Genomic DNA, 20,384 nt, shown 5'->3' on the forward strand with positions numbered 1-20,384 from the left:
AGAAGCGGTTCGAGCCTTTTTATATTTCAAAAGAAACAGGGAAGGTATGTTTCTGTTTCTTTTAATAAACAATAAAGTGAATAATGCCTAGCTTTATGTTTTAGCTGAAATATATTCTAGACAAAAATACATTTATGTTTTAAAATTAGTACCAAGTCATAATAATTGATATAAAACGGAGGGCTGCGATGTGAACGTGGGCATTTTAGGGATCGGAAGATATGTGCCGGAAAAAGTAGTCACAAATCACGATTTAGAGAAGATAATGGATACATCCGATGAATGGATTCGTACGAGAACGGGAATTGCCGAAAGACGCATTGCCGATGATACAATAGATACTTCGTATATGGCCGTAGAGGCTGCTAAAAAAGCACTTGAAGATGCAGGGGTTAGCGGAGAAGATATCGATCTTATTTTGGTGGCGACAGTAACACCAGATCGTGCGTTTCCAGCAGTAGCTTGTGTCATTCAAGAAGCGATTGGAGCGAAACATGCAGCTGCAATGGATGTAGGTGCAGCATGTGCTGGTTTTATGTACGGAATGATTACAGCGCAGCAATTTATTCAAACGGGAACTTATAAAAATGTATTAGTAGTTGGTAGTGATAAACTATCTAAAATTGTAGACTGGAATGATCGAAATACAGCGGTACTATTTGGAGACGGAGCCGGTGCTATCGTAATGGGAGCTGTTTCAGAAGGAAGAGGCGTTCTATCTTTCGAATTAGGAGCAGACGGAAGTGGCGGTAAGCATCTTTATCAAGACGAGTATGTTATGATGAATGGCAGAGAAGTGTTTAAATTTGCCGTTCGTCAACTTGGTGAATCTTGTCTTCGCGTGCTGGATAAAGCTGGTCTTACGAAAGAGGATGTGGATTTCTTAGTACCGCATCAAGCGAACATTCGTATTATGGAATCTGCAAGAGAGAGATTAAATTTACCACAAGAAAAAATGAGTATGACAATTGAAAAGTTTGGTAATACATCAGCTTCTTCAATTCCAATTGCAATGGTAGAGGAATTGCAAAATGGACGTATTCAAGATGGTGATTTAATTATACTTGTTGGTTTTGGCGGCGGATTAACATGGGGAGCAGTTGCTCTTCGTTGGGGTAAATAAGGACTGAGAGAAAAAAAGGAGTGTATTTTGTATGGAAAAAAAGAGGGTCGTAATTACAGGGCTAGGAGCTGTTACACCGATCGGTACAGATGTTGAAACAGCGTGGGAAAACATTAAAAAAGGTGTATCTGGAATCGGACGACTTACAAGAATTGATCCGGAACTATTTCCAGCAAAAGTAGCAGCAGAAATTAACGACTTTGAAGTCGAGAAATATATTGATAAAAAAGAAGCGCGCCGTATGGATCGCTTTACACAATATGCAGTAGCAGCAGCGAAAATGGCAGTTGCAGATGCAAAGCTTGAAATTACAGAAGAAAACGGACCTCGAATTGGTGTATGGATTGGATCTGGTATTGGCGGTATGGAGACATACGAAGAACAATTTAAGATTTTTACTGAGAAAGGTCCGCGCCGTGTGAGCCCATTCTTCGTGCCGATGATGATCCCAGATATGGCAGCAGGTCAAGTATCAATCGCAACAGGAGCGAAAGGAATTAACACTTGCTCTGTAACGGCTTGTGCATCTGGTGCAAACTCAATTGGTGATGCATTTAAAGCAATTCAGCGTGGTGATGCTGATGCAATGATAACAGGCGGAGCTGAAGCGCCGTTAACAAGTATGGCATTCGCAGGATTTAGCTCAGCGAAAGCATTAACATTTAATGAAGACCCAGCAACGGCTTGCCGTCCATTTGATAAAAACCGTAGCGGTTTCGTAATGGGTGAAGGTTCAGGTATTTTAATTCTTGAAGAATTAGAGCACGCATTAGCTCGTGGTGCTCACATTTATGCGGAAATCGCTGGTTACGGTGCAACTGGTGATGCATTCCATATTACAATGCCGGCTCCTGGTGGTGAAGGCGGCGTGCGTGCAATGCGTCAAGCTTTAGCAGATGCAGGTCTACAGCCAGAAGATATTGATTACATTAATGCGCACGGTACAAGTACGGATGCGAATGAAAAGTATGAAACGATGGCAATTAAAGAAACGTTCGGTGAGCACGCGTACAAAGTAGCAATTAGCTCAACGAAATCAATGACAGGTCACTTATTAGGAGCAGCTGGTGCTGTTGAAGCGATCTTCTCAATTAAATCAATTACAGACGGAGTAATCCCTCCAACAATTAACTATGAAACACCAGATCCAGAATGTGACTTAGATTACGTACCGAATCAAGCGAGACAACAAGAAGTAAATGCAGTATTAAGTAACTCACTAGGATTCGGTGGTCATAACGCAGTATTAGTATTTAAATCGTATAAATAATAGATGAAATAAGGAGTTTTTTCGTAGCATATTACGAAAAAACTCCTTATTTATTTTTACGTCTTTTTCTCTTGTAGCATATACATAAGAAAAAAGGAGGGATAAAGATGGGGGTTATTGAAACAGCTGAATGGCTACATTTATATTATGGACGGCCAGAAAAACTTTGTGAGAAATTTACGAAGTATATTCCGTTGCCAAAAGAAAGGTTGTATCGCTTTTTAATTTCAAAAGGGATGTATCGTCCGGTCATGCATGGGGAAAAGGAAATTAAAGAATTAGAGGAAAAGGAAATTTGGAAAGAGTTGAGCTTGGAGTATGATAAATTGAAAAATTGGTTGAAAGGTCCGGATGTCCCTGTCTTTATTTTATTATCAGATTCCTATAATCGAACTGTACAAGAAGAGTATAACGGTAGGGCTGGATTATCTATGCGTCATGTTATTTTCTTATTTGTATGTGGACGGAATTCGGTGGAAGAATTAAAGGTGTTATTGGCGCATGAATATCATCACATATGCAGGTTACATCAAATTGAGACGAAAGAAACAGAATATACATTACTTGATACGATGATTATGGAAGGGCTAGCTGAGCAAGCGGTAACGGAAAGATATTCAGAAAAAAACAATGCACCGTGGACGATGTATCTTTCAAAAGAAGAGGCTATTTATTATTGGAAAAATGTTGTACATGAAAGAATAAGTATAAAACGAGGAACAAGGGAGCACGACATCTTATTAAATGGATTTCACTCTTATCCAAAGATGCTTGGCTATGCGCTTGGATTTCATATTGTCAAAGATTGTGTAACATTGGAAGGAGAAGATACACTTTCTTTATTATCTATAGATGCAAAAGAAATATTGAATAAAGCAAATACATTTCATATATAAAAAAACAGGAGCTCTATTTCCTGTTTTTTTAGTATTAATAGAAGAAAAAATAATAATTAGAATATATTTCCTTAGGTGGAATAAAGTTAAGAAAAATTGAACATAATGATTGATACAAACAGTAGTGAAGTGAGGGGTAGTGAATGTTATATCTACATGATGTATGGGTAAATTGGTTTGAAGGTGAAGAGAATGGGTATAACGTTTGTCATTTTTACGAATGGCGGAAAGATGATACGATTGAGCTATTAGATCAAGTGCCATTATTAAAAGTAGATGCCACATTATATCATTACATCGAGGACGAATTGTTAGAGCTTCCGCAAAAATTGTTGGAAGACGTACATCATAAGGCTTATATTCGTAAAAATCATGAACGTTTGCAGCAAGAGTATTGCTTTGTTGTTACAGATGGAAAAGGAATTATTGCGATTGATACAATTGGTTACAATGTACCTATCCGTAAAAGCAGACTTATACCACGGCAAGAGCAGATGGTATATGAGATGGTAGAAAACGTACAAGCAGAAAAGTATGAGTTCCAAGTAGAAGAAACAGAAAAAGAACACCACATTTTATCACCATCGCCTTTCATTATGAATGGCTTGACTCGTAAAGAAAGACAACTAAAACAATTATTATTTATGGCGTTAGACCAATTACATACAACGAAAAATACAGCGGAAATTCGCTATTGGTACACAGAGTGGGATCCGTCAGCATATGGAACGGTCCAACATATGGAATTTGAAGATATTTGGGCAAGACTATATGATGAAGCGAAATCAGGCTGGTCTGAGAAGCACGAACAATTATGCGAGCGCCTTGTAAAAGGACAGCCGTTTTTTGAAAAGTTATGGGAAATGGAAAATGAGCAAAAGGTAAATTAAAAAACCGCCAATTGGCGGTTTTTTAATTTGGTGAAATCCAGCTCCAGCGGCAAGAATGTTCGGTGGCTTCGCGCCTTCCTGCGAGGCAAAAAGCGCCTTTACGTCAGGAGCTCCATCCCCCTCACATTCTAAACGAGCCGCTTCCACTTTATATGTAATTTAGCTCCGGCTCCTAGCCCTTCGCGTCTAAGAACCTTCCCCACGAGAAGGTAAAAAGCACCTTCTGTGGGAAAGAACTTTAGCCGTCAGGGCTAAGCAGTCGCCTCCGCTTTTTATGTTACCTACGTTTTCTGCTTAGTCCCATTGCGTTTTCTACTTTGCGTAGTTGTTTGAATGCAACGCGGTTTGCTTTTTCGGCACCTTTGTCTAGAATTTCGTCTAGTTCTGGGGAGCTGATTAGTTCGTTATATTTGTCTTGGATTGGGCGAATTGCTTCTACGACTACTTGTGCTAAGTCGCCTTTGAAGTCGCCGTATCCTTTTCCTTCGTACATTGCTTCTATCTCTTCAACTGTTTTTCCTGAGAATGAAGAGTAAATTGTTAATAGGTTAGAGATTCCAGGTTTATTTTCTTTATCGAATTTCACGATACCTTCTGAATCTGTTACAGCACTTTTAATTTTCTTTTCAATTGTTTTTGGTTCATCAAGCATACTGATCATTGATTTTGGATTCGGATCAGATTTACTCATTTTTTTCGTAGGTTCGGTTAATGACATAACGCGAGCTCCTACTTTTGGAATACGAATTTCAGGAACTATGAACACTTCACGGAAGCGTTTGTTGAAACGCTCTGCTAGATCACGTGTTAATTCCATATGTTGTTTTTGGTCATCACCAACAGGTACGATTTCTGTGTTATAAAGTAAAATATCAGCAGCCATTAATGGTGGATACGTAAGTAATCCAGCTGGAACTGAATCTCTACCTGAAGCTTTATCTTTATATTGTGTCATACGCTCTAATTCTCCAACGTAAGCAACAGATTGCATGATCCATCCTAGTTGAGCGTGTGCAGGTACTTCTGATTGTACAAATAAAGTAGCTTTTTCAGGATCGATGCCGCATGCTACATAAAGTGCAGCAAGACTACGAATGTTTTTGCGAAGTTGTATAGGATCTTGAGGTACTGTAATGGCATGTTGGTTTACAATACAGAAATAGCAATCGTGTTCGTTTTGAAGCTCTGTAAATTGCTTCATAGCCCCTAAATAGTTTCCAAGTGTAATCGTTCCGCTTGGCTGAATACCAGAAAAGATAACTGACATAATTATTTCCTCCTAAATTTGAATGCGTGATAGGGAAGAGAAGGCAAACAAAAAAGCCCATTCATCCCAAAAAACTATAGGGACGAATGGACCGCGGTACCACCCTAATTATTTCACTACTGTGAAATCTCTCTAATCCATAGTAACGTCTGGATATAACGCCAAGGCCTACTACTTTCGGTTCGGTTTGGTGCTCAAAAGCCCATTCCATACTGTACAATTACTTGTTCACACCGACCACAAGCTCTCTGAAATTGCATCAATATGTACTCTTCTTTATCATCGCATACATATAAATTTATTTATTGTTACTTGAGCTCTTTTAATATGAAAGAACTAAAGTTTTATAACAAAATGTTTTGCTGATTATTATATCATATGGGATAGTGTTTGCAAACTACATCAAAATAGTAAAGCTAATGAGGGTCGAGAACAACCCAAGAACGATACCTGTAATACAAATTGGATATGTCCATTTGAATGAATATGTTTTATAAATACGTTCTTTCTTATCTGTAGGTTCCTCGACTTCTTCAATTAAAGAGTCAATCTTTTTGTTCGTGCCAAATACTCTCTGGAAAGCGTAAAGAGTTACATTGAAAAATCCATTTTGAAATATGAATAAAAAACCACCTATCAGAATAAAAAATAGCGCGATATAAAACGAGATGTTGACAAAGTTCAACAAAAATTGAGATGAAATGAGGAATGCACCAATACTAGAAGCAATCATCGCTATAAAAATTAGTATACAAGTATGAAAAAAAACTTTATTCAAAATATTCCCCTCCGTCAAAATATTACTAGAATTATTATACTATAAAAGCTATAATAAGTACTAGAAATAATTTTTTGAAAATTATACACAATTAAAGGTCTGATTTTAAGATGATGGTAGCAATGTTAACGTATCCCTTTACGAAAAATTAAAAATATAAACATTTTATTAAAAATTTTAACAAAAAAACAAAAAACTATATTCACAATCGTCGTATTATATGTATAATGAAAATTGTAGAAACTTGGAGATTATTCTTTCAATTCTACTTTTTAACAAGTGAGGGTACAGGAAGTGCAATTAGGGGAGGCAACACAACATGAAGAAAAAGATACCGTTATTACTTGCATCAACTTTAACTGCAAGTATGTTGCTTGGCGCGTGTAGCTACCAAAAAGATGATGCAAAAGCAAAAGGGAAAGAGAACGCTACGAGTAGTAGTAACGGAAAACAGATTCTTAATTTAACAGAGTTATCTGAAATTCCGTCAATGGATGCATCATTAGCATCTGACTCTTCATCTTCTACAGCATTAAATAATACGATGGAAGGTTTATATCGTATTGGCAAAGATCAAAAGAGAATGCCTGGCGTTGCAGAAGATGTCGAAAAGCTAGATGATGGGAAGAAATACATATTTAAATTAAGAAAAGATGCGAAATGGTCAAATGGGGAACCTGTAACAGCTAAAGACTTTGTGTATTCATGGAAAAGAGCCGTAAATCCAGATACAAAAGCAACGTATTCGTACATTATGTTCGATATTAAAAATGCAGAGAAAATTCATAAAAAAGAATTACCTGCTGACCAATTAGGTGTAAAAGCGATTGATGATTATACATTAGAAGTGGAATTAGACAATCCCGTTCCTTACTTTATCGATTTAACAGTTTATCCAGTATTTTACCCGCTAAATGAAAACTTTGTAAAAGCACAAGGTGATAAGTTTGGTTTAGAGGCAAATACAACATTATATAACGGTCCATTCGTTATGAGTGATTGGAAACATGAACAAAGTTTCCAATTCAAGAAGAATCCTTCATATTGGGATAATAAAACGGTTAAAATCGAAGAAATCAACTTTAATATTGTAAAAAATACAGCAACTGATGTAAATTTATATGAGACAAACGCGATTGATCGTGCGGCTTTAACGTCTGAATTTGTTGATAAGTTTAGACAAAGCCCAGAGTTCCAAACAAGAAAAGAAGCAGGGGTTGCTTACTTAAGATTTAATCAAAGTAATCAGTACTTAAGTAATAAAAACTTAAGAAAAGCAATTTCAATGTCCTTTGACCGTGATAACATTGCGAAAGTTATTTTAAATAACGGTGCAATTGGAGCTTACGGATTTGTTGGAAAAGATTTCGCTGAAGGTCCGAATAAAAAAGATTTCCGAGCTGAAAATGGAAAGCTAGTTGAAACAAATCCAAAAGAAGCGAAAAAGCTTTGGGAAACAGCGAAGAAAGAGCTTGGAACTGATAAAATCGAACTAGAATTCTTAAACTTTGATAATGAAGATGCTAAAAAAGTTGGTGAATTCTTAAAAGGTGAGATAGAAAAGAACTTACCAGGTTTATCAATTAAAATTAAACAGCAACCATTCGCACAAAAAAATAAATTAGAAGATTCTCAGCAATATGATATTGCGTTTGGTATTTGGGGACCAGATTTCCCAGATCCAATCTCATATTTAGATATGTTTGTTACGAATGGTTCTCAAAATAAAACAGGGTATTCTAATCAGAAGTATGATGAGTTAATCCTAAAAGCTAAAACAGATACAAAAGATTTACAAGCTCGCTGGAACAACCTTCTAGAAGTAGAGAAGATGTTAATTAAAGAAGATGCAGTTATCACTCCAATCTTCCAAAAAGGTTCAGCGTATGTAGTAAAAGGTGCCGTAAAAGATATTATCCCAATTAACTATGGTGGTAAATTAACTTACAAATGGGCATCTGTTGAACAAAAATAATCTTTTTTTTCCATCGTTTACAAGGGTATATGCCTATGATGGGCATATGCTCTTATTTTAAAAAAATAAAAGTAAGAATATTTTAAACTATCTTATTGCTTTTGAGAAAAACGGGGAGGTGCTTGACTATGGGACGTTATGTATTAAAACGTTTCGTGTACATGGCTTTGACATTATTTTTAATTACTACACTGACTTTCTTTTTGATGAAATTACTTCCGGGTTCTCCGCTTAAAAACCAGGAGAAGCTATCACCGGCACAAAAAGAAATCATTCTTGAAAAATACGGATTAAATGATCCGGTACCAGTTCAATACGCACGTTACTTAGGTAACTTAGCAAAAGGTGATTTAGGGGTATCATTCCAATATGATAACCGCCCAGTAACAGACATGATTGTGGATCGTATTGGACCATCAGCCCAATTAGGTTTACAAGCGATTATATTAGGGACATTTATCGGTTTAATTTTAGGTATTGTTGCCGCACTTCGTAATAATACGTGGGTGGATTATAGTGCAACAGTTATTTCGGTACTCGGAATGTCGGTACCATCATTCGTATTCGCCGCATTACTACAATATTTCGTAGGGGTAAAACTTGGTTGGTTCCCGGTAGCATTCTGGAAAGGACCAGAGTTTACTGTAATGCCTACAATTGCATTATCGATGGGAGTTATCGCAACAATCGCACGTTTCTCTCGTGCAGAATTAATTGAAGTTATGCAGTCAGACTATATTTTAACAGCGAAAGCAAAAGGAATTAGTCAAGGCGTTATCATTGTAAAACACGCACTTCGTAACGCGTTAATTCCAGTTGTAACAATTTTAGGACCAATGGTTGCGGCATTAATTACAGGAACACTTGTTATCGAGCAAATTTATGCTGTACCAGGACTTGGGGAACAATTCGTTAAATCGATTACTTTAAATGACTATACAGTTATTATGGGAACTACGATTTTCTATAGTGCAATCTTCATTTTAGTTATTTTCATTGTCGATATTTTATACGGAATTATTGATCCTCGTATTCGTTTAGCGGGAGGGAAAAAATGATGAAAGATGTACAAAAATTATCTCCAGATTTATTTCAACAAGCCAATCAAAATAATGTTGATAATGAAGTCATTGCCCGTCCAAGCTTAACGTTTTGGCAAGATGTAAGAAGACGTTTGTTCCAACATAAAGGTGCGATGCTTGGCCTTGTATTATTAGTAATCATTGCGCTATTAGCGATTTTTGGACCGATGGTAAGTAAACACTCGTATAAAGAGCAAGATTTAGGTCGTGCGAAATTACCACCAAAAATTCCAGTTATTGAAAATGTTCATTGGTTACCATTTGACGGTACAGATCAATATGGTGTTGACCAATATGAAAAACGTGATATTAAAGAGTACTTCTGGTTTGGTACAGATGATCTTGGCCGTGACTTATGGACAAGAACATGGGAAGGTACACGCGTATCATTATATATCGCTCTTTTAGCAGCAGCAATTGACTTAGTAATTGGGGTTGCATACGGAGGTATTTCAGCATTCTACGGCGGTAGAGTAGATAATATTATGCAACGTATTATGGAGATTATTAACGGTATTCCATACTTAATCATCGTTATTTTAATGGTAATCATTATGGGATCTGGTATTTGGTCAATTACACTCGCGATGGCGATTACGGGTTGGATAGGGATGTCGCGGATTGTTCGTGGACAAATCCTAAAGTTAAAAAACCAAGAATATGTATTAGCATCTCGTACATTAGGTGCAACAAATACACAATTAATTGTGAAACATTTAATTCCAAACGTAATGGGACCTATTATCGTAATGACAATGTTCACAATTCCATCAGCGGTGTTTGGTGAAGCGTTCTTAAGTTTCATTGGTTTAGGAATTCAGCCACCATTCGCGTCACTTGGTTCTCTTGTAAATGATGGTTATAAATCTATTCAAACGTATCCACACATGATGTTCATCCCTGCGGTTGTCATCAGTATGTTAATTCTAGCATTCAACTTAATGGCAGATGGATTACGCGATGCGTTAGATCCAAAAATGCGTAAGTAAATGAGGAGGGAGAAGTAAAAATGAAAACATTGTTAGAGGTAAAAGATTTACAAGTCTCCTTTGATACACATGCAGGTGAAGTACAAGCAGTGCGCGGAGTTACTTTTGATTTGAAAAAAGGGGAAACATTAGCGATTGTAGGAGAGTCTGGTTCTGGGAAATCAGTTACTTCTAAAGCGCTAATGGGGTTAATCCCAAATCCTCCAGGCCGTATTAAAAATGGAGAGATTGTATTTGACGGTCGTGATTTAACGAAATTAACGGAAAAAGAAATGCAGCAAGTTCGTGGTAAAGATATCGCGATGATTTTCCAAGATCCAATGACATCATTAAATCCAACGATGACAATTGGGAATCAAATTATGGAAGGTCTTATTAAACACCAAGGGATGAGTAGAGGAGACGCACGTAAAGTTGCGTTAGAATTAATCGACCTTGTAGGTATTCCAAATCCAGAAGCACGTTTAAAACAATATCCTCACCAATTCTCAGGTGGTATGAGACAGCGTGTAGTTATTGCGATGGCGTTAGCTTGTAACCCGAAATTATTAATTGCCGATGAGCCGACAACAGCGCTAGACGTTACGATTCAGGCACAAATTTTAGAACTTATGAAAGACATTCAGCAAAAAACAGAAGCGGCAATTATTTTCATTACGCATGACTTAGGTGTAGTAGCAAACGTTGCTGACCGAGTGGCAGTTATGTATGCTGGTAAAGTTGTTGAAATTGGAACTGTAGATGAAATTTTCTATAATCCGAAACATCCATATACTTGGGGCTTAATCGCATCTATGCCAAGTTTAGATGGTTCAGAGGAAGAGTTATACGCAATTCCTGGAACGCCTCCGGATTTATTGAAGCCGCCAAAGGGTGATGCTTTTGCACCACGTAACCCACAGGCGCTGAAAATTGATTTTGAAATGGAACCGCCTTTATTTAAAGTAAGTGATACACACTATGCGGCAACTTGGTTACTTCACGAGCAAGCTCCAGAAGTAAAACCGCCGGCAGTTGTTGAAAAACGTATTCTTCAAATGAAAGCAGGTGAACAACATGACTAAACAACGTGAGAAATTAATTGAAGTAAAAAATGTAAAGCAGCACTTCGACGTGAGTGGTGGTGTTGTCAAAGCGGTTAATGATATTTCATTTGATATTTACCGCGGAGAAACATTTGGTCTTGTAGGAGAATCAGGTTGTGGTAAATCAACAACTGGAAGAACGATTATTCGTTTATATGATGCAACTGCTGGTGAAGTATTATTCGATGGTGAAAACGTACATGGTAAGAAATCACGCACAGAATTGAAGAAATTCAACCGTAAAATGCAAATGATTTTCCAAGATCCATACGCATCACTAAATCCTCGTATGACAGTAGGGGATATTATCGCAGAAGGTATTGATATTCACGGATTAGCGAAAAGTAAAAAAGAGCGCATAGACCGTGTTCATGAACTACTAAACACAGTTGGTTTAAATAAAGAGCACGCAAACCGTTTCCCACACGAATTCTCAGGTGGACAACGTCAGCGTATCGGTATCGCTCGAGCGCTTGCTGTAGAACCAGAATTTATCATTGCCGATGAGCCGATCTCAGCACTTGACGTATCGATTCAGGCGCAAGTTGTAAACTTACTGAAAAAGTTACAAAAAGAAAAAGGGTTAACATACTTATTCATTGCCCATGATTTATCGATGGTAAAATACATTAGTGACCGCATCGGCGTAATGTACCGTGGTCAAATTGTAGAACTGACAACAAGTGAAGAGTTATATGCGAATCCAGTTCATCCATATACGAAATCACTATTATCAGCAATTCCGCTACCAGATCCAGATTATGAGCGTAATCGTAAACGTATCGTATACGATCCATCGCAGCATGATTACGGTAGCGAAGTGCCAACAATGCGTGAAATTCGTCCAGGACATTTCGTACTATGTTCTGAAGCAGAGTATAAGAAATATAAAGAAATCTATCAATAAAAAAGAGCCATTCTTCCATTGCGGAAGGAGGGCTCTTTTTTCTACTATATAAAATTACTAAACTTGAACAGAAATACTCTCTTCTTGTTCTTCAGGTTTAACTAGTGCGTAACGTTCCCAAGCTCTACTTTTCCAGCGGAAGAACATAATAATGGCACGTGTCCATTCGTCGATGGCGATCGCTAGCCAAATACCCACGAGCCCCATATCTAAATGAAAGGCGAAAAAGTAACCTAGTGGTAAACTCATTAACACCATAGAAAATGCACCGATTAAAACAGGATATTTTGCATCACCAGCTGCACGAAGCGAATTAATGATGACGATGTTCATCGTACGTCCCGTTTCAAGTAGTACACTTAGTAAAAGAACACTTGCGCCTAACCTGATAATGTGCGGATTATCTGTAAACAGTCCCATTAATTGTGTACGGAATGTAATAACGAGAGCGACCATACATAAAGTTACACCAATCGCCCATTTTACACTTTTCCACAAACGTTCGTATGCTTCATCCTTTTCGCCACCACCAACAAGGCGGCCAATAATAATGGCTGTTCCCATACCAATCGCAATTGCAAATAAATAAGTGAACATGGAAATGTTAGTAGCGTATTGTCTAGCAGCTAATGATTCCGTTCCTAAGTACGTTGCGTAATAAAGGAAGACGATTTGACAAGCTTGATACATCACTTGTTCAAATGCAGATGGAATGCCGATTTTTAAAATTTTTCCAATGTATTCTTTGGATAAAGTGAAGTAATATTGTAATTTCACACGATATTCCATAACGCGATATAGTAACCAGAAGAAAACAATAAGTGCGATCAATCGACTGATAGCGGAAGAAATTGCAGCCCCTTGTACACCGAGCTCAGGGAAACCAAATTTCCCGAAAATGAGTACGTAGTTTCCAGCGATATGAATAATATTCATTCCGAGTGAAATAAACATCGCTTGCTTTGTAAAACCGTGTACACGGATAATTGCGGCTAATGAGTTAATGATAGCTTGCAGGAAGATTGCCCCTCCGACGATAGATAAGTAGTTTTGCGCATACGTTAGTACATCGCCTTGTAAGTTCATTGCGAGCATCATATGTTTCGAAAATAAAAGAAAACCAGCGCTTATAACGAGCCCAACTATTAAATTTAATGTGACGGCTAATGCTGATATTTTAGATGCTTCCATAAAGCGTCTGGAACCGAGGTATTGAGATACAACGATAGCAGCGCCGTTCCCGATGACTTCTAATACCAAAATCGCAATATGGAGATATTGATTCGCTGCACCAACCCCAGATACAGCATCGTCTGATAATGCACTTAACATGAAAGTATCAGCGATCCCCATCAACATAAAAAGAAAAACTTCTAGAAAAATAGGCCATGTTAATAAGAATAAACTTAATTTCTCTGTCGGCCCATTTTTTGCCTGAATTGCTGTCATGTCCGTCCCCTCTTTACCGATATCTATTTTTAGCAAAATGTATCGTAACATACTTTCTTATCCTTTGCACTCATTTTAGCCTATATATTTTTAATATGAAGGGCCTGCTATTTTATGTTGAAAAGGGTGGGATAATTATACATAAAATATTATAAAATATAAAATTTATTTTTCTCTGATAATTTAGAAAAATATAAAAATAATTATTTTTGGCACTTTAGTAAGGAAAATAGACAATATAAAACGTTTACAAAGATATATTTTTTAACGGAAAATTTTAATGAAATAGAAATATAAATATACAAAAAATATATTTGTGTGTATAATATGAATTATTAGAACATATATATATATTTCTTTCTGTTTGAAAATGAAAGTGCTAACATTTTTTGGAGGGTGGAAGTATGAAAAAAAAGATACCAGTTTTTGTAGTATCAACAGTAGCAATGAGCATGATATTAGGGGCATGTAGCTACCAAAAAGATGAACCGCAAGCAAACGCAAAAGGGGATAGCGGGAAAAGCGGTGCGAAGCAAGTTCTTAATTTAATTGAAACACAAGAAATTCCAACGATGGACCCAGCATTATCAGCTGACGCAGTTTCTTCAAAAGTAATGAACAACACGATGGAAGGTCTATACCGCCTTGGAAAAGATGATAAGTTAGTTCCAGGTGTAGCAAAAGAATTTAAAAAGTCAGAAGACGGTAAAAAATATACATTTAAATTACGTGAAGACGCGAAATGGTCAAACGGTGAGCCTTTAACGGCGAAAGATTTTGTATACGCATGGCAAAGAGCAATCAACCCAGACACAGCTGCGAAATCAGCATACATTATGTATGATATAAAAAATGCAGAGAAAATTAATAAAAAAGAGATGAGTCCTGATCAATTAGGTGTAAAAGCAATTGATGATTACACATTAGAAGTAGAATTAGACAATTCTATTCCATATCTTGTAGATTTAATGGTATATCCAATCTTTTATCCTGTAAATGAGAAATTTGTGAAAGAGCAAGGTGCGAAGTTTGGTTTGGAAGCGAACACAACGCTTTACAACGGACCATTTACATTAAGTGATTGGCAACATGAACGCAGTTTTAAAATGACAAAGAGCTCATCATATTGGGACAATAAAGAAGTGAAGCTTGAAGAAGTAAACTTTAATATTGTAAAAGATACATCTACGCCAATTAACTTATATGAAACAAATGCAATCGATCGAGCGACGTTATTAGCAGAGTTCATCGATAAATATAAAGGAAAACCAGATTTCAAAACAGTAGAAGAGACATCTGTATTTTTCCTACGCTTAAATCAAAAAGATCCAGCTTTAGCAAATAAAAATATTCGTAAAGCAATTTCCCTTGCTTTTGATCGTAAGCCGTTCGTTGATACATTATTAAATAACGGTTCTAAGCCAGCAACAGGATTAATTCCTGATAACTTCATTAAAGGTCCGGATAAAAAGGATTTCCGTGCTGAAAATGGTGATATTGTAAAACCAAATGTGAAAGAAGCAAAAAAATATTGGGAAGCTGGTACAAAAGAGCTTGGAAAAAATGAAATTGAATTAGAGTTATTAAATGAAGATGTTGAATTATCTAAGAAAACTGGTGAATATTTAAAAGGTGAACTGGAAAAGAATTTACCAGGCTTAACAGTGAAAATTAAACAACAACCATTCGCACAAAAGTTGAAATTAGAAGATGCGGGTGATTATGTCATGTCATTCTCTGGATGGGGGGCAGACTTCCCAGATCCGATCACATATCTTGATATGTTTGTAACAGATGGGTCACAAAATAAGATGAAGTACTCTAATCCGAAATACGATGAAATCATTATGAAAGCGAAAAAAGATGGAAGCGATGTAAATGCTCGCTGGAAAAACTTACTTGAGGCAGAAAAAATGTTACTTGATGACGCTGCGATTGTTCCAGTATACCAACGTGGTAGAGCATACTTACAAAGAGAAACAATTAAAGATATGTACAACCATAAATATGGCCCTGATGTGAGCTTCAAATGGGCATCCGTAGGGAAATAAAAAAAGCAGGCTAACCACCTGCTTTTTTTAATACGTGCGTTTCTTATAAATGCCTTTTCCGCCAACTTGATTCCAGCCGGATTGTACATCCAAACTTTTGTTAACAAACTTCATTTTTTCTTTTCCGCCAAAGAGCTTTTCGCCAATGCTATTTGTAATGACACCAATCAATGCTGTTATTCCGATGATGAGGGCAGCAACCGTAATAAAATCAACAAAAAAAGCAACCATTTGCAAACTCCCCCTTTGCCTGTCTGTATGTTTATTGTATGAGATAAAAAATAAAAAAGAAAGAAATGTCAGAAAAAAATAATTTACTTTAGAAATCGTGTGGACAGGAGGGAGAATATTTGTTAAAATAAGAACAAACGTTCCTTTTCATTCTCATTTGTATAGTCTTACATTTCTTAATTGATTTATCAGGAAAAAGTAAGAAAACGTTCTCTTTTTCATAGGGAAGATTATAGATAAATAACTATATATTATATGAAAAATCTAGGGGAAATGAGTATTGAAAGGGTTGAAAGTTATTGTTCAAGTACAGATAAATTGAGCGTAATCATGTTACATAGCAGTGGAATACACGGAAGAGTTTTCTCAACTAGCAGGAAATTTACTGTATATTTCTTGCAAAATCTATTGTATAATGATTATAGAAGTTACTTATTAAAAGTAATTGTTGTTTATTATAAGTTGTTGCTTACATGAAATGCGATTTTTGTACTTTTCAATAAGACAAGTTATCGCGAAAAATTGCTGAAGTTAGAAATTAAAACTGTATTTAGTACAGAATTTGTACTCTTTAAGGAGAGTGAGCTTTGTATGGTAACATTATATAGTTCTCCAAGCTGTACGTCTTGTAGAAAGGCGAAATTATGGCTAGAGGAAAATCATATTCCCTATACAGAACGTAATATTTTCTCAGATCCATTAACAATTGAGGAAATTAAAGAGATTTTACGTATGACAGAAAGCGGAACGGATGAGATTATTTCTACTCGTTCGAAAGTTTTCCAAGAATTGAATGTAAACTTAGAATCTTTACCACTTCAAGATTTATATAAGATGATTCGTGACTATCCAGGGATTTTACGTCGTCCAATTATGATTGACGAGAAACGCCTTCAAGTTGGTTACAACGAAGACGAAATTCGCCGTTTCTTACCACGTACAGTAAGAACGTTCCAATTACGTGAAGCACAACGTCTTGTAAATTAATTATAATAATATGAAAACCTTCTACCTATTATATAGTAGAAGGTTTTTTTTAATGTTTCACATTGCGTAATCGAACTTGTTGTACGATAAAGCCGATGCATAAAATAGTGAAAATGAACAAATAAGGAATGCTTGCAGTGAAACTTGGGTTGTTATGAAAAAAGGTGGCAAGTCTGTCTTCATGTGTAACCATTTTTCCTGCAGTATAGGCAAGAATCGCTGCACCGCAATAAATGAGGAATGGAAATCGTTCCATAAGTATTAAAATAAGTTTGCTGCCCCAAATAATAATAGGGATAGAAATGAGTAAGCCAATTATGACGAGTAAAAATCTCCCGTGAGCTGCACCTGCAATGGCAATAACATTATCAAACCCCATAACGAGATCCGCGAAAACAATTGTCCGCACAGCTTGGAATAAAGTTGTTTTTCCTTGAATAGCAGAAAGATCGTTGTTATTATCAGTTAATAAATTGACTGCAATTAATGTAAGTAAAACCCCGCCAATCAGTTGTAGAAATGGAATGTCGAGTAAATAGACAGCTAATATAGTAAGGGCAATTCTTAGTACGATTGCTAAAAGAGTACCAATCAAAATAGCTTTATTTCGTTTCGATTCAGGTAAATTTCGGCTAGCTAGTGCGATGACAATTGCATTGTCACCACCTAATACAACATCGATACCGACAATCATTAGTACGGATGTTAAAAACTCTAAGTCCATTCGTCTGCCTCCATTTATGATGTTTTAATAAGCGAACTGTATGTATGTGATGAAGAAAGTTGTTGTTAAATAATCTCTTCCAATAGAAGTTTCACTTTATTAAAGTGTACGGGGGAATGTGGAAATGTATGTCCAAATTTTTTGTAAGTAAGAAATCGCTATAATAATATATTTATGTAGTTGATCGAGTAAAGATAGGCATATAACTATTTTTGTAAAATAAATCGATTTTATTTCCATTCTGGAGAATCTTATCATAAAATGAGAGTACAAGAATCTATTGATTTGTCATATGAGTGGGGAATCCCTTCATAACAATTCTAAGCAGGAAGGGAGAGTTGTATTTTGGATATTGAAAGAATTAATGATCATACGATGAAATTTTTTATTACGTACATTGATATAGAGGATAGAGGATTTAATCGTGAAGAAATTTGGTATGATCGCGAACGAAGTGAAGAGCTCTTTTGGGAGATGATGGACGAAGCTCGTGATCATGACGATTTCTTTATTGATGGGCCGTTATGGATTCAAGTGCAAGCAGTCGATAAAGGGATTGAAGTACTTGTCACGAAAGCAGAGCTTTCAAAGGACGGACAAAAGCTGGAACTACCGATAGGGGTAGACAAAATTATAGATATTCCTCTAGATGAAGGCATCGAATCATTATTCCAACAAGAGTTAGTCGAAGAGGTAGAAGAACAAACAGGAACAAACTTTAATGAAGATGGTACGTTTGGCTTTTTAATTAAATTTAATGATTTTGAAGATGTCATTTCATTAAGTCATCGTCTTATCTTTGAAGATATAAAAGATGAGCTGTATTCATTTGAGAACCGCTATTATGTATATGTGGAATTCGATGAAGTGCTACATGATGAAGAAGAAATCGATCGTATTTTAAGTATTATTTTAGAATATGGGGAAGAATCAACTTTAACAATTCATCGTGTAAGTGAGTATGGAAAACAAATTGTGAAAGAGCATGCGCTTGAAACGATTCGCAATAATTTTCCTGCTAAAACGTAGGCCGATTTCTGTAGTATGAAATCGGCTTTTTATATGAAGAATAGGAAAGCTTTCTTAGTTAGGAGGTAAGAGATGAAAAATACGTTAAAGCTGATTTTCTTTATCCTGCTATTGTTCGCATTATTTGTTTCGTTACGTATGTTTATTGATGTAGCATTTTATTCAGATGTGATTGGGATAAAAGATGTTTCGATTTTAGGTATTATTAGTATTTTATTTACAGTATCTGCGTTTTTAATTGGTTGCGTTATTTTCTTAGAAAATCGCCATCCATCTAAAACACTTACATGGTTAATTGTGTTAGGGATTTTTCCGGTATTTGGCTTCTTTGCTTATTTATTATTTGGACAAAATTTTCGGAGAAAAAGAATGTTTCAAAAGAAGGCGTTACTTGATGAACAGGCGTTTTTACAATATAAAGGGCATGAAGATTACGAAGAAAGAATTTTACGCAATCATAAGCATCAAGAGCTGTTATTTCGTTTAGCGGATCGCTTAGGCGCTTTAAATATTTCATTTCAAACTGAAACGAGGACATTAACAAATGGAGATGAAACGTTTCAGGCCATTTTAGATGGATTAAAACGAGCAAAACATCACATTCATATGGAATATTATATTGTGCGTGATGATAAATTAGGAACAGAAATTAAAGATATTTTAATACAAAAATCAAAAGAAGGCGTTGTTGTTCGTTTTTTATATGATGCGGTTGGAAGTTTTAAGTTATCAAAATCGTATATTGAAGAATTAAACGATGCAGGTGTTGAAATGATTCCGTTTTTTCCTGTGCGCTTTCCGATTTTAAACGATAAGATTAATTATCGAAATCATAGGAAAATTGTTGTGATTGATGGGAACGAAGGGTTTGTAGGCGGATTAAATATCGGTGATGAGTATTTAGGGAAAAGTAAATATTTTGGCTTTTGGCGAGACACGCATTTGTATTTACGTGGTGAAGCGGTTCAAAGTTTACAGCTTATTTTCCTTCAAGATTGGTTTTATATGACTGGAGAGGCTGTGCTAGCTCCTGAATATTTACAAGCAAAAGCAGTTGAGGGTGATCATTGGGGAGGCGTGCAGCTCGTTGCAGGCGGCCCTGATAATAAGTGGGAAACGATTAAGCATTTATATTTCGCAATGATCGCTTCTGCTCGGAAATCTATTTGGATTGCAACGCCGTATTTCATTCCGGATGATGATATTTTATCCGCATTAAAGGTAGCTGCGCTTGCTGGTATTGATGTTCGTTTGTTAATGCCGAGTAAGCCTGATAAGCGTACTGTCTTTTACGCATCGAGATCGTACTTCCCAGAGCTTTTAGATGCAGGGGTAAAGATATATGAGTATGAAAAAGGTTTTCTCCATAGTAAAGTTGTCATTGTCGATTCTGATTTAGCTTCAATTGGGACAGCTAATATGGATATGAGAAGTTTTCATTTGAATTTTGAAGTAAATGCCTTTTTATATGATACAGATAGCATTAAAAGACTTGTTCAAGACTTTAAAGATGATTTAGAAGAATCAAGTGAAATTCATGTCGATCATTTTCATAAAAGGCGTCTTCATAGACGAATTGTTGAATCAACGTACCGGTTATTATCCCCTTTATTATAAAAAGAGATGTCCGAAATTGGGACATCTCTTTTTT

At 36.2% G+C, this 20,384-nt stretch carries 19 protein-coding genes and 1 other annotated feature; of the genes, 14 read left to right on the forward strand and 5 right to left on the reverse strand.

All coding sequences use genetic code 11. The annotated features are described in order from the left end of the window. Positions 1–190: 190 nt before the first annotated feature. The 4 genes from fabH (at position 191) to NZ044_RS06195 (ending at position 4,179) form a co-directional block, all read left to right on the forward strand. The gene (gene fabH / locus NZ044_RS06180) at positions 191–1,123 is read left to right on the forward strand and encodes a beta-ketoacyl-ACP synthase III (RefSeq protein ID WP_001100533.1); all 933 of its coding nucleotides are present in this window, start codon (positions 191–193) and stop codon (positions 1,121–1,123) included. Between the two features lie 31 nt (positions 1,124–1,154). Then, positions 1,155–2,393 carry a beta-ketoacyl-ACP synthase II gene (fabF, locus tag NZ044_RS06185; protein WP_000412645.1) on the forward strand — a complete coding sequence of 413 codons (1,239 nt, stop codon included), beginning with the start codon at positions 1,155–1,157 and terminating at the stop codon, positions 2,391–2,393. A 107-nt stretch (positions 2,394–2,500) separates the two neighbouring features. Continuing rightward, positions 2,501–3,289 carry a DUF2268 domain-containing protein gene (locus tag NZ044_RS06190; RefSeq protein ID WP_000538198.1) on the forward strand — a complete coding sequence of 263 codons (789 nt, stop codon included), beginning with the start codon at positions 2,501–2,503 and terminating at the stop codon, positions 3,287–3,289. Positions 3,290–3,432: 143 nt separating this feature from the next. Next, positions 3,433–4,179 carry a YjbA family protein gene (locus NZ044_RS06195; RefSeq protein ID WP_000966119.1) on the forward strand — a complete coding sequence of 249 codons (747 nt, stop codon included), beginning with the start codon at positions 3,433–3,435 and terminating at the stop codon, positions 4,177–4,179. A gap of 277 nt (positions 4,180–4,456) precedes the next feature. Here the strand turns inward: NZ044_RS06195 and trpS are convergent, their stop codons facing one another. Together trpS and NZ044_RS06205 are read right to left on the reverse strand one after the other, a co-directional pair. Continuing rightward, positions 4,457–5,446: a tryptophan--tRNA ligase gene (gene trpS, locus NZ044_RS06200; protein ID WP_000110979.1), complete on the reverse strand. Its 990-nt coding sequence runs from the start codon at positions 5,444–5,446 to the stop codon at positions 4,457–4,459. Between the two features lie 75 nt (positions 5,447–5,521). Then, positions 5,522–5,738, reverse strand: a binding site (T-box leader). A gap of 105 nt (positions 5,739–5,843) precedes the next feature. Further along, entirely contained in the window at positions 5,844–6,224 is a 381-nt protein-coding gene (locus NZ044_RS06205; RefSeq protein ID WP_001045002.1) for a DUF3899 domain-containing protein, read from the reverse strand. A gap of 319 nt (positions 6,225–6,543) precedes the next feature. Here NZ044_RS06205 and NZ044_RS06210 point away from each other — a divergent pair, with 319 nt between their 5' ends. The 5 genes from NZ044_RS06210 to NZ044_RS06230 all read left to right on the forward strand — a co-directional run bounded on the left by NZ044_RS06210 (position 6,544) and on the right by NZ044_RS06230 (position 12,262). Further along, positions 6,544–8,199 carry a peptide ABC transporter substrate-binding protein gene (locus tag NZ044_RS06210; RefSeq protein ID WP_000727209.1) on the forward strand — a complete coding sequence of 552 codons (1,656 nt, stop codon included), beginning with the start codon at positions 6,544–6,546 and terminating at the stop codon, positions 8,197–8,199. A 128-nt stretch (positions 8,200–8,327) separates the two neighbouring features. Next, entirely contained in the window at positions 8,328–9,257 is a 930-nt protein-coding gene (gene opp3b / locus NZ044_RS06215; protein ID WP_000534168.1) for an oligopeptide ABC transporter permease, read from the forward strand. Then, the gene (gene opp3C, locus NZ044_RS06220) at positions 9,254–10,270 is read left to right on the forward strand and encodes an oligopeptide ABC transporter permease (protein ID WP_000974107.1); all 1,017 of its coding nucleotides are present in this window, start codon (positions 9,254–9,256) and stop codon (positions 10,268–10,270) included. Before opp3b ends, opp3C begins: the two co-directional genes overlap by 4 nt. 20 nt (positions 10,271–10,290) lie before the next feature. Further along, positions 10,291–11,334 (forward strand): ABC transporter ATP-binding protein, encoded by a 1,044-nt coding sequence (locus tag NZ044_RS06225; RefSeq protein ID WP_000854341.1) that lies wholly within the window; start codon positions 10,291–10,293, stop codon positions 11,332–11,334. Continuing rightward, positions 11,327–12,262: an ABC transporter ATP-binding protein gene (locus tag NZ044_RS06230; protein WP_098505575.1), complete on the forward strand. Its 936-nt coding sequence runs from the start codon at positions 11,327–11,329 to the stop codon at positions 12,260–12,262. The genes NZ044_RS06225 and NZ044_RS06230 overlap by 8 nt, the downstream gene beginning before the upstream one ends. A 57-nt stretch (positions 12,263–12,319) precedes the next feature. Here the strand turns inward: NZ044_RS06230 and NZ044_RS06235 are convergent, their stop codons facing one another. Further along, positions 12,320–13,762 carry an MATE family efflux transporter gene (locus NZ044_RS06235; protein ID WP_041488113.1) on the reverse strand — a complete coding sequence of 481 codons (1,443 nt, stop codon included), beginning with the start codon at positions 13,760–13,762 and terminating at the stop codon, positions 12,320–12,322. Between the two features lie 353 nt (positions 13,763–14,115). Between NZ044_RS06235 and NZ044_RS06240 the strand changes: the two genes are divergently transcribed. Continuing rightward, entirely contained in the window at positions 14,116–15,762 is a 1,647-nt protein-coding gene (locus NZ044_RS06240) for a peptide ABC transporter substrate-binding protein (protein WP_000727253.1), read from the forward strand. 27 nt (positions 15,763–15,789) lie between these two features. On the opposite strand, the gene NZ044_RS06245 is transcribed toward NZ044_RS06240, so the two are convergent. Next, entirely contained in the window at positions 15,790–15,993 is a 204-nt protein-coding gene (locus NZ044_RS06245; RefSeq protein WP_098505576.1) for a hypothetical protein, read from the reverse strand. On the opposite strand from NZ044_RS06245, the gene NZ044_RS06250 reads away from it, so the two are divergent. Continuing rightward, positions 15,920–16,075: a dithiol-disulfide isomerase gene (locus NZ044_RS06250; protein ID WP_098505598.1), complete on the forward strand. Its 156-nt coding sequence runs from the start codon at positions 15,920–15,922 to the stop codon at positions 16,073–16,075. The two genes, NZ044_RS06245 and NZ044_RS06250, sit on opposite strands and share 74 nt — an antisense overlap. A 509-nt stretch (positions 16,076–16,584) precedes the next feature. After that, positions 16,585–16,980, forward strand: a complete 396-nt coding sequence (gene spx / locus NZ044_RS06255) for a transcriptional regulator Spx (protein WP_000258267.1) — start codon at positions 16,585–16,587, stop codon at positions 16,978–16,980. A gap of 49 nt (positions 16,981–17,029) precedes the next feature. Here spx and NZ044_RS06260 read toward each other — a convergent pair whose 3' ends face one another. After that, the gene (locus tag NZ044_RS06260) at positions 17,030–17,704 is read right to left on the reverse strand and encodes a TerC family protein (RefSeq protein WP_000362600.1); all 675 of its coding nucleotides are present in this window, start codon (positions 17,702–17,704) and stop codon (positions 17,030–17,032) included. Between the two features lie 345 nt (positions 17,705–18,049). Here NZ044_RS06260 and mecA point away from each other — a divergent pair, with 345 nt between their 5' ends. Continuing rightward, positions 18,050–18,733, forward strand: a complete 684-nt coding sequence (gene mecA, locus NZ044_RS06265; protein ID WP_000350716.1) for an adaptor protein MecA — start codon at positions 18,050–18,052, stop codon at positions 18,731–18,733. Between the two features lie 72 nt (positions 18,734–18,805). Further along, entirely contained in the window at positions 18,806–20,350 is a 1,545-nt protein-coding gene (locus tag NZ044_RS06270; protein WP_000799189.1) for a cardiolipin synthase, read from the forward strand. Positions 20,351–20,384: the final 34 nt, after the last annotated feature.

It is taken from the genome of Bacillus sp. FSL K6-1338 (assembly GCF_038006965.1).
Classification (GTDB): Bacteria; Bacillota; Bacilli; order Bacillales; family Bacillaceae_G; genus Bacillus_A; species Bacillus_A thuringiensis_S.

What these genes read in the sequence shown, in the direction of transcription:
- opp3C (WP_000974107.1), top strand. Translation starts at nt 9,254, where the DNA reads ATGATGAAAGATGTACAAAAATTATCTCCAGATTTATTTCAACAAGCC.
- NZ044_RS06190 (WP_000538198.1), top strand. Translation starts at nt 2,501, where the DNA reads ATGGGGGTTATTGAAACAGCTGAATGGCTACATTTATATTATGGACGG.
- NZ044_RS06195 (WP_000966119.1), top strand. Translation starts at nt 3,433, where the DNA reads ATGTTATATCTACATGATGTATGGGTAAATTGGTTTGAAGGTGAAGAG.
- NZ044_RS06250 (WP_098505598.1), top strand. Translation starts at nt 15,920, where the DNA reads ATGACACCAATCAATGCTGTTATTCCGATGATGAGGGCAGCAACCGTA.
- NZ044_RS06230 (WP_098505575.1), top strand. Translation starts at nt 11,327, where the DNA reads ATGACTAAACAACGTGAGAAATTAATTGAAGTAAAAAATGTAAAGCAG.
- trpS (WP_000110979.1), bottom strand. Translation starts at nt 5,446, where the DNA reads ATGTCAGTTATCTTTTCTGGTATTCAGCCAAGCGGAACGATTACACTT.
- NZ044_RS06210 (WP_000727209.1), top strand. Translation starts at nt 6,544, where the DNA reads ATGAAGAAAAAGATACCGTTATTACTTGCATCAACTTTAACTGCAAGT.
- NZ044_RS06270 (WP_000799189.1), top strand. Translation starts at nt 18,806, where the DNA reads ATGAAAAATACGTTAAAGCTGATTTTCTTTATCCTGCTATTGTTCGCA.
- NZ044_RS06245 (WP_098505576.1), bottom strand. Translation starts at nt 15,993, where the DNA reads ATGGTTGCTTTTTTTGTTGATTTTATTACGGTTGCTGCCCTCATCATC.
- spx (WP_000258267.1), top strand. Translation starts at nt 16,585, where the DNA reads ATGGTAACATTATATAGTTCTCCAAGCTGTACGTCTTGTAGAAAGGCG.
- NZ044_RS06240 (WP_000727253.1), top strand. Translation starts at nt 14,116, where the DNA reads ATGAAAAAAAAGATACCAGTTTTTGTAGTATCAACAGTAGCAATGAGC.
- NZ044_RS06260 (WP_000362600.1), bottom strand. Translation starts at nt 17,704, where the DNA reads ATGGACTTAGAGTTTTTAACATCCGTACTAATGATTGTCGGTATCGAT.
- NZ044_RS06225 (WP_000854341.1), top strand. Translation starts at nt 10,291, where the DNA reads ATGAAAACATTGTTAGAGGTAAAAGATTTACAAGTCTCCTTTGATACA.
- opp3b (WP_000534168.1), top strand. Translation starts at nt 8,328, where the DNA reads ATGGGACGTTATGTATTAAAACGTTTCGTGTACATGGCTTTGACATTA.
- fabF (WP_000412645.1), top strand. Translation starts at nt 1,155, where the DNA reads ATGGAAAAAAAGAGGGTCGTAATTACAGGGCTAGGAGCTGTTACACCG.
- NZ044_RS06235 (WP_041488113.1), bottom strand. Translation starts at nt 13,762, where the DNA reads ATGTTACGATACATTTTGCTAAAAATAGATATCGGTAAAGAGGGGACG.